Annotated in this window: 11 protein-coding genes and 2 pseudogenes; 1 reads left to right on the top strand and 12 read right to left on the bottom strand. The window is 38.0% G+C overall.

From position 1 onward, the window contains the following. Positions 1–501: 501 nt before the first annotated feature. The 6 genes and pseudogenes from lpdA to QFZ73_RS28150 form a co-directional block, all read right to left on the bottom strand. Complete coding sequence (lpdA, locus tag QFZ73_RS28175) at positions 502–1,914, bottom strand: dihydrolipoyl dehydrogenase (protein WP_307273968.1); 1,413 nt, start codon at positions 1,912–1,914, stop codon at positions 502–504. A 3-nt stretch (positions 1,915–1,917) separates the two neighbouring features. After that, a pseudogene (locus QFZ73_RS28170) lies at positions 1,918–2,199 on the bottom strand (2-oxo acid dehydrogenase subunit E2); the annotation flags it as partial. 168 nt (positions 2,200–2,367) lie between these two features. After that, a complete protein-coding gene (locus tag QFZ73_RS28165; protein ID WP_307273965.1) occupies positions 2,368–3,366 on the bottom strand; it encodes an alkene reductase in 999 nt (332 codons plus the stop codon). Beyond that, on the bottom strand, positions 3,350–3,715 hold the full coding sequence (locus QFZ73_RS28160) for an alpha/beta fold hydrolase (protein ID WP_307273961.1): 366 nt from the start codon (positions 3,713–3,715) through the stop codon (positions 3,350–3,352). Before QFZ73_RS28160 ends, QFZ73_RS28165 begins: the two co-directional genes overlap by 17 nt. 111 nt (positions 3,716–3,826) lie before the next feature. Next, the gene (locus QFZ73_RS28155; RefSeq protein ID WP_132097517.1) at positions 3,827–4,402 is read right to left on the bottom strand and encodes a TetR/AcrR family transcriptional regulator; all 576 of its coding nucleotides are present in this window, start codon (positions 4,400–4,402) and stop codon (positions 3,827–3,829) included. Positions 4,403–5,789: 1,387 nt separating this feature from the next. Further along, positions 5,790–6,374: an NAD(P)H-dependent oxidoreductase gene (locus tag QFZ73_RS28150; protein ID WP_307273955.1), complete on the bottom strand. Its 585-nt coding sequence runs from the start codon at positions 6,372–6,374 to the stop codon at positions 5,790–5,792. Between the two features lie 147 nt (positions 6,375–6,521). Here QFZ73_RS28150 and QFZ73_RS28145 point away from each other — a divergent pair, with 147 nt between their 5' ends. Next, positions 6,522–6,872 (top strand): winged helix-turn-helix transcriptional regulator, encoded by a 351-nt coding sequence (locus QFZ73_RS28145; protein ID WP_307273952.1) that lies wholly within the window; start codon positions 6,522–6,524, stop codon positions 6,870–6,872. A 489-nt stretch (positions 6,873–7,361) separates the two neighbouring features. Here QFZ73_RS28145 and QFZ73_RS28140 read toward each other — a convergent pair. From QFZ73_RS28140 to QFZ73_RS28115, 6 genes and pseudogenes are all read right to left on the bottom strand, one after another. After that, positions 7,362–8,626 (bottom strand): annotated as a pseudogene (locus QFZ73_RS28140) (IS110 family RNA-guided transposase). Between the two features lie 539 nt (positions 8,627–9,165). Further along, positions 9,166–10,316, bottom strand: a protein-coding gene (locus QFZ73_RS28135) for an IS3 family transposase (RefSeq protein ID WP_373458939.1) whose coding sequence is annotated in 2 segments (ribosomal slippage) — positions 9,166–10,067 and positions 10,067–10,316 — 1,152 coding nt in all. Because the reading frame shifts where the segments join, the coding sequence is not laid out codon by codon here. Between the two features lie 418 nt (positions 10,317–10,734). After that, positions 10,735–11,694, bottom strand: coding sequence for a proline dehydrogenase family protein (locus QFZ73_RS28130; RefSeq protein WP_307273950.1), 960 nt, complete (start codon positions 11,692–11,694; stop codon positions 10,735–10,737). Between the two features lie 207 nt (positions 11,695–11,901). After that, positions 11,902–13,164, bottom strand: coding sequence for a group II intron reverse transcriptase/maturase (gene ltrA / locus QFZ73_RS28125; RefSeq protein ID WP_307273671.1), 1,263 nt, complete (start codon positions 13,162–13,164; stop codon positions 11,902–11,904). 43 nt (positions 13,165–13,207) lie between these two features. Continuing rightward, the gene (locus QFZ73_RS28120) at positions 13,208–13,363 is read right to left on the bottom strand and encodes a hypothetical protein (RefSeq protein ID WP_307262143.1); all 156 of its coding nucleotides are present in this window, start codon (positions 13,361–13,363) and stop codon (positions 13,208–13,210) included. Positions 13,364–13,775: 412 nt separating this feature from the next. Beyond that, positions 13,776–14,198, bottom strand: coding sequence for a MerR family transcriptional regulator (locus QFZ73_RS28115; protein WP_215020792.1), 423 nt, complete (start codon positions 14,196–14,198; stop codon positions 13,776–13,778). Positions 14,199–14,324: the final 126 nt, after the last annotated feature.

Below are 14,324 nucleotides of genomic sequence, written 5' to 3'. Positions count from 1 at the left end.
GACTACCGTCCCTCTACAGATGGTTGAAGATCATCGTTCTTTCATCTTGCCAGTGAGAGAATAGAGGAGTTAGCAATTCCCTCAACTTCCCAACTGTTTGTGAAACCTCGATTTTTTATATAAGCTATACTTCCCCCTCTTGAGATTCTAATTCTTTCATATCGTAGGATAATCCGTATAACCCTTGCTTCCGATACCAAAGAATGTTGTAGGATCTGCTTCATTCAATGGAGCACCTTCTTTAAGCCGTTCTACTAAATCCGGATTAGCTAATGACCATGCACCGACTGGTACATGAAGGTAAGCTAAATCGAATTGAGCTAATTCTTTTACAAGATGGTTGGGAGTTATTATTGAACTCCCCGTTAATTCAATAAGAATAAAGTGATTTTACGACTGAGACCATATTTTAGTTATTCAAGAAAAGGGCGCTTTTCTGGAGTATAGATTGTATAATTTACTACTGTTTGAATTGATTGGTTCAGTACATAATTCAATAAATTATTTAATGATATGAATTGGGGTTCCAAGTGCAACTTCGGCAGCTTCCATTGTCATTTCTCCAAGTGTTGGATGGGCATGGATTGTCATAGCGATGTCTTCTGCAGTCAATCCTGTTTCAACAGCTAAACCTAACTCCGAAATGAGATCTGATGCATTTGCTCCGGCAACTTGCGCTCCGATAACAAGTCCATCTTCTTTACGAGTTACAATCTTAACGAACCCGTCTGTGCTGTCAAGTGACAAGGCACGTCCATTTCCCGCATATGGGAATTTCGCAGCTACTACTTCAATACCTTTATCTTTTGCTTGTTGTTCAGTATAACCTACAGTTGCAAGCTCAGGGTCTGAAAATACGACTGCTGGAATGCCTATATAATCAATTTCAGATGGATGTCCGGCAATCGCTTCAGCAGCAATTTTTGCTTCATAGAATGCCTTATGTGCTAATTGTGGACCTGGAACAACATCACCGATTGCATAAATATTAGGAACATTCGTGCGGCATTGCTTATCGATTTCAATAAGTCCACGGTCTGTCATTTTTACGCCGGCTTGTTCAAGACCTATTTCATCCGTATTCGGGCGGCGTCCGACCATTACAAACACATAATCAGCGTCTATTTTCTTTTCTTCGCCTTTTACCTCAAAGGTTACAGTGACGCCATTTTCTGTTTCTTCTACACCTCTTGCCATTGCTTTGGTATAGAATTCTACACCTTTTTTCTTCATACTCTTCCTAACAACGGCTGACATTTGTTTTTCAAAACCTACGCCTAAAATTTCATCTGCACCCTCTAAAATCGTTACTTGGGTACCAAAGTTTGCATAGGCACCGCCAAGTTCGATTCCGATAACACCGCCGCCAATAACAACGATTTTTTCAGGAATTTCATTTAAGCTGAGGGCACCAGTCGAATTTAGAACGCGTTTTGAATATTTAAATGTAGGCAACTCGATTGAACGCGATCCTGTTGCAATAATTGCATTTTTAAATGTGTATGTTTGAGCATTTTTTTCGCCCATTACGCGTAATGAATTACTGCCTACAAAGAATGCTTCACCACGTACAATCTCAACTTTATTTCCTTTTAATAGTCCTTCGACACCGCCAGTTAACTTTTTCACTACACTAGCTTTCCACTCTTGTACTTTTGAAAAATCAACCTTTACATTCTCTGCTGTAATCCCATATGCATCCGAATGCTTAGCTGTTTCATAGCGGTGACCAGCGGCAATTAATGCCTTTGAAGGAATACAGCCGACATTACAACATACACCGCCCAAATATTCCTTTTCAACAATTGTTACTTTTTGTCCCAGCTGGGCAGCACGAATTGCTGCTACATAACCCCCAGGACCTGCACCGATAACTATAGTATCTGTTTCAATTGGGAAATCTCCGACAACCATTTCTTACGCCTCCATTAACAATAGTTTTGGGTCGTTTAATAATCGCTTAATATGATTCATTCATTGCATTCTGCTGTAGCTCCGTCGATCTATTCTGTAGTCGAAGCTTAATAAAAGAGCAATTACAGACGCTTCTACAATTTCACCATCTCGAACAATTGGTTTTTCAGCAATACGGCCAACCCCAAGAATAGCTACTTCAGGATGGTTAATAACAGGTGTATCCCATTCTCCGCCGGCTGAACAAATGTTTGAAGTCGTACATGATGCACCCTTCATTTCATTTTGAGCATAGGGAAGTCTAAAAAATTCGGTTTTTTACCGTAGTTTTCAATTGCTAAAGCTTTCATTACAATCCTCCACATTTTTATTTAACGCACATGTATCTTTTCATAACGAACCTAAGAAAAAAGATTATGAATATCCCTAGATGGGATATTCATATTAAATAAATTATTTTAAGAAAGGATAATCTGTATAACCATCTTTTCCTCCTGCATAGAGCGTGTTTTTATCAGGTTCGTTTAGGGGAGCACCTGATTGAATCCGTTCTACAAAGTCTGGATTAGCTAGTACCCAAGTGCCTACTGTGACAACATCTGCAAGATTATTATCTACATCAGACGAAAGTTGATCTAGAGGACGACCTGGACGGTTAACAAGAAGTGATTGATCCCAAAGTTGACGCACATCTTTTAGGAATTGCTCGTTTCCAAAGTGCATTAAATGCAAATATGCAAGGTTAAGCTTATTTAATTCACTTATTAAATAGCGATACATCTCAAGGCTATTTTCCCCCTCATCAATGCCTTGCAGTGTTCCTTGAGGAGAAAAACGTATGCCCGTTCTTTCTGCTCCTATTTCATCAACAACTGCTTTAGCTACTTCAATAGCGAATCGAGAACGACCCTCAATCGTACCACCGTATGCATCTTGACGATGATTGGAGTTTTCACTAAGGAATTGTTGGATCAGATAACCATTCGCTCCGTGAATTTCAACTCCGTCTGCACCAGCTTCAATTGCTGAACGTGCTGCTAAACGAAACTCATTGATAACATCTTTTATCTCAAGCTCACTCAATTCTCTTGGTGTTGGAATTTCTTTTATTCCTTCTGCCGTGAAAATTTCTACACTAGGTGCAATAGCTGACGGTGCAACTGCTTGGCGGTGGTGAGGTGTGTTATCAGGGTGTGATACACGTCCCACATGCATAAGCTGAACAAAAATATGACCACCTTCACTATGAACTTTAGAAGTTACTTTTTTCCACCCTTTAATATGATTTTCTGTATAAATACCAGGTGTATTAGTGTAACCTTGCCCATCATCTGAAGGTTGGGTTCCTTCGCTTATAATTAAACCGACTGAAGCACGCTGACCATAGTACTCTGCTACTAAATCGCTCGGCGTACCATCTGGTAAAGCTCTACTTCTAGTCATCGGAGCCATACTGTAAAGCTAGCTCTTGTGCAACCATGCCACCAATGGAAAAACCAAGAATGTCAACTTGTTCTAATCCAAGAGTTTTTATAAATGTTGCTGTATCTTTTGCCATATCAGCAATTGTAGTAGGCGTTAGTCCATCGGTCTCACCAACCCCTTTATTGTCAAATAAGATTACTGGGCGTGTATTTGCAATAGGTTCAAGCATGTTTGGATCCCAGTTTTCCATCGTTCCTCTATAGTGAACAAGAAATACTACTGGTATACCATCTTGTGTACCAAATTTTCTATATGCGTAACGAGTTCCATCTGCTTCAATAAATTCTGATTCTGTTGGTATTTTAAAGTTTGTCATTTTTGTGTTCCTCCTTAGAAATTAAAAAATGATTTTATAAGTATGCATTATGATGGTTTGTTTCATACTTAATTTTAGAACGAACGTTCTAAAAAAGGTAAAAAAAGAAAGCTAGTCCAACACTGAAAGTGCTAGAGTGATGATGCCTTCTAATTCTTTTTTATTGTAATTAGTTTTTATTAGTACTCTTATACCTACCAAATTGTTGTGTAAGAAACGAGATGTGTTATCAGAATCGATTTCTTTTGATAGCTCTCCACTGGTTTGGCCCCGTTTTATAAGGTTATTAAACATATCTTCAGTACGGTTAAACATTTTTGTAACTATGCGCCCAATTTCTTTGTCCAACAAAGATAATTCAATGGCTGCATTTACTGATAGACAACCTTTTGGGTATTGTTCAATGGAATTCAGTATGAAAATAAAAACATCACGTATCGCCTGTTTAATGGATGAAGTGCTGCTAATTATGCTTTCCATCTCATTGACGATGAGCTCTTCATAGTGATTAAGGGAAGCTAAAAACAATGAACGCTTGTCACCAAATGTGTCATATATACTCCTGCGGTGTATCCCCATATGATCCACCAAATCTTGCATGGATGTTTTTTCATAACCCTGTTCCCAGAAAAGCTCCATTGCTTTTCTTAATACTGCTTTTTCGTCAAACTCTTTACTTCTAGCCATTTTATTTCTCCTTTAAAAAATCCATGAACCAATACTAACAAAAACAAACGTCATAATCTATTATAGAATGAACGTTCTAAAATAAACACATGAATTTCAAACCATGATCAAATAATACCCTTTTTAGAACGATTAGTAAAGAATTATAACTAACCAATAATCCCCAACACATTTGCTGCATATCACAATGTTATCCATTAACTTTCACTTAGGAGTACCGCCAAACATTTCTTCTATTCGTTTAGTTTCTTCAGGATTGTTTTCTTCCACTGTTTCAATTAATGGATCAAACTCTTCTACAGATGCACTCATACCAAATAAACAAGAAACAGCAATTAGAAAAAACCATCTGAGCCCTTACTCAACCAAACTGCCCACCTCCCTTAATGATGACAGATAGGTAGGTAAGGGTTTGACGTTATCGCTCCCTTTTCCCCCTGCTCGCACCGTAGGTGTAACTTTTATCGCATACGGCGCTCCAACTAATCTAATTCAATTTGACCATTAACACTTTGAGCATCGCAATACTCGCTATGTCTCACTTCTTCCGTTTCAATAAGTCTGTGACTCCCTTGGGAGTTGAACCTCTTTTAGTCTTACGAGAACCTTATTAACCAATAAAGAATTGCCTTGCGTGATTAAATGAATCTTCATTAGTCTAGTGGCTATCCCTCCATGTTGATTAGACACTTCAACGGTACTGTGCCACCACTTTCACTGATACAAAGATAAGTTATACAGTAGCTATTTTCACTAGTGTTTTCCTTATCAACGTTTCTTTGGAAGTAAGCCCTTCACGCTATCAGCTTACAATGTTGAATTATATCTATTATAGAAAGAACTTAGGTGCTTCCTCTAAGCCTGTTAGCCGTTCATATGCCTATAACATATCATGGATTTTCATATTACTTATTCTTACTCATCCACTGCTAACCTCACATTTGGTGATATACACATTTCTATGTATCGTGCTTGTAGACCTGTACATTCAGAAGTTCGTCAGCAACCCCTTTTATTGTAGGGAATAATGCATTCTCACCATATCCATTCAACTCAAGCATCATGATTTACACCACACCCGCGGGTAGGCTTTCGTCAGCCAAACTGTTACGGTAAATTCTTATGCCTTTTCACCGAGCTTATAACACTATCATTCTTACTAAATCCAGTGCTATTCGACTAAGAGAGAGCCCTTCAAGGCGTTACCCTGTCATTTGACTCTTCTTCCAACGGAATTGTCTAGTCTTTACTGGAGTGATGTAGCCATCCTCCGTTTAAACAAGAAACATTTCGCACAAGTAAAGCACCCGTTAGTGGAATAAGAACCTTTCAAAAATAATAAAAGACTACCCAGTTATGAGTAGTCATTTCTAATATTTGTATGTGTTTATGAGAAATGGGAATTAATTGTATCTTCAACTTTCTTTAACATACCTTTATATGCTTCTTCATCAAGGTATCCAATACTTCCGAATAGTAAATGGTCCACAGGTTCAATTCCAGTAAAATCCCATATTCCAATGTCAGAAGTGACTTTCAAACCTGCTGTCATACCGATTTCATCGTAAACCTCATTAGGAGTACCATGTGTATTGATGATAAAACCTTTTTTACCTTCTAATAACTTAATTACACCTTCTGGTCCAGCAGAATAAGCAAACCCAAATGCAAATACTCGGTCTACATATCCTTTAAGAATAGCTGGAAGACCTGTCCACCAAATAGGGTAAATAAATGTTATTACGTCTGCTTCAGCAATAAATTCTTGTTCAGTTTTAATATCATCAGGAGTTTTTCCTACTTTCATAGCTGCTGTATCTTCTGGTTTCAGTACAGGTTGAAAATCAAGTGCATATAAATCACGGACAACAACTTCGTGACCATTTTTCTTTAATGTATTGACTGTTGTTCCCAAGATAGAGTGATTTAAGCTTTCAGGGTTTGGATGTGCATAAACAACAAGATGTTTCATTTAAAATAACCTCCAAGTATTTAATAACCTTTTATTTGATTACTAATCGTAATCTAATATTATAGTGTTAGACGTTTTTTTAAAAGTAGTCACTTTTTTATAACATAGTCACAAAAATAGTACCATCAAGAAAGAGAGGTATTCATTATGGCACGAAGTAGGTTCGGTGAACCTCCAGAGGACCAAATAGAGGTTTGTCCAGTTACAGAAACTCAAGACATAATTGCAGGAAAATGGAAAATCATTATCTTATGGCATTTAAGCAGACAGACAAGAAGATTTAATGAACTTCAAAGGCTTTTACCTGATATTTCAAAAGGAATACTGACACGTCAGTTAAGAGAATTGGAAGAAGACCAAATGGTTCACAGAGAAGTATATAAAGAAGTTCCTCCAAAGGTAGAATATTCGCTAACATTTTTAGGGAAAAGTTTTATTCCTATACTAGAGAGTATGGGCGAGTGGGGGAAAAAATATAAGGAATTAAGAAAAAGCTAAAGCCTATACTGGTCTTTAGCTTTTTCTTTTTAATTATGTTTGCAGGATTTATCTTAAACTCCCTCAGTTTAATTCGATTTTCTCACAAATACTCGCTTATTCGCAGGATTTCATCACCCTTGAATTTAAGTTCATGGTTAAACGGAGTGATTTCAGACATGAAGATTTCGTGAAGGCATAGGGAAATAAAGGAGTTGTACAAGACTCCACATTTTACCATATAATGCACATTCTCCACGCCGCCCCTGGAGGCTTTCCCTCCCATGTCTCAACGGGTCAATTGCCCTATCATTCCTTCGTCATGCCTATCCAAGGGGTGGAGGCCAGTTATGCTAACCTGATGGGTCGGTGCCCTTTTGTTCAAGAAATCTGGTACTCCGTACATATTTGAAATCCTACGAATAAGCCAACATTAGTAAAAAGAAAACTATGAACATCAGTTTTTAAAGGTTCCCTTCGAGAACCCTATTAAGACATCCCCCTTTAAAACTACGCAACCAGTTCAGTTATAGGTTGAACTTTATCTGCACAATAAGACTCGTTTCTGCGTGCTATTCCAACAAATATCCTAGCTAGCTTACCTACCAATTTCATAATCGATTTCATTTTTTTCACTTTAACATTATGGGAGTGAATGGCTTGAAATTCCGTGTTATTCATCACAAGGCTCATGGTGGCTAAGTAAAGGAAACGCCTTAGCCTGATCGCCCTCGCTTAGAGATGACAATTTGGCCTTTCCACTTTCCAGAGCTTGCTTCAACTAGATGCAACCCAGCGTGCCGAAGTAAAGAATTACCGTGTGAAAAACCACTTAGATCTCCTGCTTCACCTAATATTCCGGCTAATGAAATTTCACTAATTCCCTTTATGGCAAGCAGCTTCTTGGCAAAAGGTATTTGTTTTAATACACCCTTAACCTCTTGTTCCACTCTTTCGAGTTGTAAGACTGCGAGATCATACTCCTCTAATAATTGTTTCAAATGAAATTTATACGCTTCAAGTGCTTGTCTTGTGCCTACTGATTTCTTAGCTAACTGAAGAAGTAATTGAGCTTTCTTTAATCCAGGCTGCCTCTTCATTATTGATTTCCATCCTGAAACAATATCATCAGGTTTCAGGGAACGCAGTTCCATTGGAGATGGAAATAAACGAAGTGTGGCAATAGCCCCTTTAGCAGTAATGTCTTTAAATACTTGCCTGAGTTCGGGAAAGACAATATCAACCCAACGGTTTAATTGATTAATAGTGCTAACGAGTCGTTTAACTACCACATCACGGTTAGACATAAGGGCCCTAAGTATCTCAAATGATTCTGAAGTGTCCTTGACAAAGGCGTAGTAACCGTTCTTCACCATATCAGCGATGACCAGGGCATCTTTCTTATCACTTTTCGACTGAGTATTATCACGGTTTTCTTTATTCCTTTTTACTAAGTGGGGGTTTACCGTTACTACCTCAATTTCTTGTTTAAATAGCCATTTTGAAAGATTAATCCAGTAATGTCCTGTAGGTTCCATTCCCACGATGGCTACCTCCAGTTTATTTAATCTTTGAAGCTTATCCATCCATTTTAATAAACTAGCAAACCCATCTTCATTATTTTCAAATGTAAGTGGATCTCCGACTACAATTCCACGGAAATTCACTGCTCTAGCCACATGTATTTGTTGGGCAATATCCACTCCAACAACAAGGTGTTTATCGGAAATTCTTTCTATTAGTTGATTTTGTTTATCTTGCATTTTAAACTTCATATTAGGTTCCTCCTTAGGGGTTGAGTTAGAGTGGTGTCTTACTCATATCTTACTGAGGAGCCCTATTTTTTTCAAAGCTGAAAAATAACGAACTACAGGAATGCTAACCTGCCCCGATAGTTCCATAAGGAAAAGAGCTGCCGATCAGCTCCTAATAATGAAGTAGTGCACCCGTTAGTGAAATAACCAGTATGTATTATTCACATGATACAGACCAGTTAATAGCTAAGAAGTCCTTTTCAACGTTAGGTGTCTTATTGTTTTCAATACATGCACTTTTTGTGATTTCAAGTGAATTAAAGTTTGAAATAATAGCAATTGCAGAAAATGACAGAACTATAAAACATAGCATAAAAGACTTTTTCCTCTTAATATTCACACCAACATTCCCCCAAAATCCTATTTTAATGACCAAAATTGTACAATAGCCAGCCGTATAATTCTTCCATTAAACTCCTGTTAATTTTAAAAAGGAAATACCACCGTTTAAGTAACCCACTGGATTTGAGTCAATATTTTGGACACTAAAAAGTTAAATCTTAAGCTGTATTCCTAATTCGATCTTCAATGGCTTGTGGGGTTTGATAGCCTAAGCTGCTGTGAATTCTTTTTCGGTTATACCAACCTTCAATAAATTGGAACATTGCTAATTTTGCTGTTTGATAGTCTAGATATTGTACGTGGTTGACTTCTTCCTTTTTTAATAGGGCATGAAAGGATTCTATACAGGCATTATCGTACGGGCAACCTTTCTGACTAAAGGATTGCTTAATATGATGGTTTTGGATATGTTGAGTAAACTCACTGCTTGTATATTGTGAGCCAAGATCCGTATGAAGAACTAAGCCCTCCGAGGGCTTTTGTGATAAGTGTGCGTTATTGAAAGCTTTTATGACCAGTTCTGTCGTCATTGAACGAGAAAATGAATACCCTACTATTTTCTTAGAATGAAGGTCTAATACCGAAGCTAAATAACACCATCCGTCTTTTAACGTGTGGATATACGTAATATCTGCTACCCATTTCTCATTAATAGTTTGAGTAGTGAAGTCTCGTTTTAACAAATTATCCAATTGAATAACCTTTTCTTTAGATGGGTAGGGACGGTATTTTTTCTTAGTAATAGAACGAATTCTAGCCTTGCTCATTAAACGTTGAACACGCTTAAGACTTAGGGAAAAACCTTTGGTTAATAAGCTTTCATGAATCTTTGGAGCCCCATACCGTCCCTTGCTTTCCAGGTAAATGAGATGAATTTCCTTCGTTAGTTCTTTATTTTCTTGTTCGCGATTTGATACCACTATTTGAAGGGACTGATAATGGCTGCTTCTTGGGATTTCTAGTATTTCACACATCTTCTGTACGGGATATTGTTTCTTGTGTTCCTCAATAAATTCGGAAAGATCTGTCTCGGTTACTTTTTCGCGAATATGGCCATAGCCTTTTTTAAGATTTCAACTTCTTGCTTTAACCGAAGGTTTTCCTTCTGTATGGCTGCTAATTCCTTTGGGGTCATGGAATCTTCCCCTAAACCGATAGGAGTAAATTCCTTAACCCATTTATAAATGGTAACTTCTGATACGCCATATTCGCCGCTTAATTCTTTGACCGAATTACCCGAGTGATAAAGATCTACAATAGTCTTCTTGAATTCATTATTATATTTTTTACCTGTATTCTTACGTTCCAAGACGGACACATCCTCTCAAAAATCATTGTAAGGACTTAACTAAAATGTGTCCATGAAACTATACTAACTCCACCACCTACAGGAACGCTGCCCCGTTTCTTAAATAAGAAAAAGGCTTTACTCTTTATTAAAGTAAAAGCCACACGTTGAAAATTAGATTAGTACATAAATCAAAACTATAATTCCTATTAACATAACAAAAAGGGTACTCAAGAACCCATTATTTATTAAAGATTTCCATAAATTCTTTTTCTCATTCTCATTAATTCTCATACAACACCTCTTCCATTTTACTATTTCTTAATGAACTAATGCACCCGTTAGTTCATTAATACTTATGTAGAGTTTACACAAATTGTGAAATAAAAAAAGGCAGAGCTCAATCATTCTGCCTTTAAAACATCCATAGTCTTCTTTATTAATAAAGGGAGGTCTGTAGGTTTTTTGACTCAATCATATCAGACACAAACGTATACAGATTTGGTGGATGCTCTGCAATACGATGTGCAAGATACAAGTACCATTCCGTTCCATATGTGACGTACACCTTCGTCTGGCAATTCTCATCTCTCAGTGATTTAAGTAAATCTGGACGAACACCATCTAACATTTCTACTTCAGTATATGGATTGGCAATCAGTCTATTTTCTTTGAGTGCTGCGATTAGCTTTTCATCATGTGTTGCTATCGACAGAGGATGGTTTCTTGCCACACAAGCCATAACAAAATCTACGTAACACTTATCTAGTTCTACAGATCGTGGGATATACGTACCTTCTTTTTCTTGATAAGCACCTTTTACTAAGCGAATTTTCCCTTGAAATTCCAGTAATTCTTGCAGGTCAAATTGGGAACGGAGTAAGTGTACTTGTAATGTTATGCCGAGATTCGCATACATCGGTGACAGTTTTTTATATATGTTAAGGATCTGATCGGTCTTTTCTGACTCCTCCATGCTAATCATGAGCTGGATATCGTATTGTTGAGCTTGTAGTGCGATTTCTTTCAAGTGTTTAGTTGCAAGAGCATCTGAGATCGACATACCTATATGTGAAAGATCGAAAGAAATGGTTGATTTCATTTCTTTAGCGCCAATCTCGTTAATCAGTGAGAGAAATTCATTCTTTGCTGAGATACATTCATTTTCGGATCGTGTGTTTTCACCAAGATACTCGATGGATACTTGATAACCCATTTGAGCAAGCATGGAAATACGTGCCAATCCCTCTGCCCGTGTATGGCCTGAGACAAATCTTGTTGCAGCTTTCATAAAGAGAGGGAAAAGTTCCTTAGAGTTTTGTATGTATTCTTTGATATCTTCGTTTCGTGCGATCGATTTCAATGCTTTTGAAACACGCTGTTCTGCTTCGTTATACATTTATATCACGCCCTTTTTTATGGATAGTTTAGATTCGTTTGTGAAAATTCTGATTTCTTTATATAGTATACCATTTTACTAGATCATGATATGTGTTACCGTAAAGTCCGTATACACTACCTGGCCCCATAAATCGAGTAGGAGGAGGCGCCTAGCCTCCGACCTCTCACACCACCGTACATACCGTTCGGTATACGGCGGTTCAGTTTAAGTCTGACGTAGTTTTGTATATCGTTCATATAGATTTACTAACCCATGATGGAGCCAATAAACATTATTAAGGGTTTTATCTAGAATAGGACTATGCGCTATGCGCCAATAGCCTTTTCTGCTATTTCCCCATTCATAGGCTTTTCCAAATGGGACGCCTAATCCTTTGAGTTTCCTCACCCTCGTTCTTGGCAATTTCCATTGCTTCCATAGGCACATCCTGAGTCTTCTTCGAATCCATGAATCTAAATTCTTCAATACGTTCGGAGTATCAATGAGGGCGAAATACCCCATCCAACCTCTAAGGTATTGCTTTAACTTATTTATTCGGAGTTTCATGGGTATCGGTAATTTTCTCGAGGACATTTCCCTGATTCGTTTCTTTACTCTCTTCACCGTTTGTTTAGCCAGTAGAACCTTCGGGTTCTTCTTTGACTTCGTGAAACTAAAACCGAGAAACGTTCTGTTCCAAGGGCGATCATACTTCGACTTCTCGTAGTTGACCTTTAGCTTCAGTTTATTTTCAATGAAGCTTGAGATATTTCCCATTGCACGTTTGGCGGCTTTTCGTGTCTTCACAAAGATAGTACTGTCATCCGCATACCTTACGAATCGAAGATTGCGTTTCTCTAGTTCTTTATCTAAGTCGTCTAACATGATATTAGATAATAAAGGACTTAACGGACCTCCTTGCGGAGTTCCCTCCTCACTTTTATGAAAAAGTCCGCCTATCATAATGCCTGCTTGAAGGAATTTTCGAATCAGTTTGAGAACTCGTTTATCTTCAATTTCCCGCTCTAACATTCCCATGAGCTTGTCATGATTCACTTTATCGAAGAACTTCTCCAAGTCCATATCCACTACCCATGTATAACCTTCGGTTATATAGGACTTTGCCTTTCGAACCGCCTGGTGCCCTTGTTTGTTAGGGCGAAATCCATAGCTATTCTCCGAAAAGGATGAGTCATATATCTTGGTCAATATTTGGGCAATGGCTTGTTGAATGAAACGGTCTAGAACGGTTGGAATACCCAATAGCCGAACTCCGCCGTTTGGTTTCGGGATTTCGATACGACGGACGGGCTGCGGTTGATAGGTACCCTGTAAAAGGGCAGTTTTCATGTTGTACCATTCGGTTACGAGGTGCGGTCTCAGGTTTTGAACCGGCATTCCATCTACACCATGGCTTCCCTTATTTCTTTCTACACGCTTCAATGCCTGTATTAAGTTTTCCCTCTCTAGTATCTGTTCCATTAACATCGTTGATATCCTTTCTACGTGGATAAATGGTCTATTTGTGCCTTTATCTGCTCCGCCCTTTTGAAGTTCCCCGTGTATTCACCACTTCTTCCTTCAAATAAGTTCCGTTAGGAATTGTTTGCTTCTTCGCAGATAACGAACGCCTAGTATTCATCCTCCTTAATCTGTTCGGTCCTTCCTTATCTTCTCGAGTAGACAAGTACTATGACCTCTGCTGACTTCTGATGATTCAGCTGTCCATCACTGGACAGGTTACCAAGTGTACTTGGCTGTCATCAGACCTCCCCGGGTAAGAGTGCAATCTTTCCCTCCATCTATCTGCTTCATTTACTCTGTACCACCTTCGGCAGTAAGGACTTTGTTTTGTTTCGCAAACTCATCCAATGATACCTAGCCTTATATGAAGTTCGTGTTCCTCAGACCGGAGGTTTGCCGCTTGCTTCCTTCAGATTCCACGTCACCGTGGACACCCTTGCATTAAGCTAACCACTACTACTGCCTTCATGGTTCGGGACTTTCACCCTATAGATTGCACCCATGCCGGGCGCACGAAAAAGCTGCCTTAAAGACAGCTTCGATCTTCAGCTAACGCACCCGTTAGCGTAAGTACATTAATTCACAATCTTATTTTCCAGACCATGACATTTAAAGTTATAATTAGGATTTTTCCTAACCTCTTCTTTCTGAAGTTCATACATGGCTATTTTATAGTTTATTTCTTCCAAGTGTTTTAAGCTTTCTTCAATTTTCTTCTGCACTTCCAATTTATGCTGTATCAACATTTCTTCTCTTTGCAAGAAGGTAGGATTTCCTACTTCATAAAGTTCCTTATATTCTTTTATTTTAGAAAGAGGCATTCCTGTCTCTCTAAGACAACGAATAAAAGAAATCCAATCGATATGTTGTTCGCTATAAACTCTACGACCTTTTTCATCACGAGTTACATTTGGCAGTATCCCTTGCTCTTCATAAAATCTAAGTGTCTTTGCAGATATATTTAAGTTCTCCACTACATATTTCATTGAATACAACATTACTTATCCCACCTTTAGTTACAGTTACTGCAACTAAAAATATATCATAAAGGAGAACTAAAAACAAAAATCCTTTATATAATCATATAAAAATTAACGCTTTACTTACCCTAACGTTAACCAATT

It is taken from the genome of Peribacillus sp. V2I11 (assembly GCF_030817135.1).
GTDB classification, from domain to species: domain Bacteria; phylum Bacillota; class Bacilli; order Bacillales; family DSM-1321; genus Peribacillus; species Peribacillus simplex.
The sequence above is the reverse complement of the archived record's forward strand: the minus strand, read 5'-3'. Positions and strand labels throughout refer to the sequence as shown.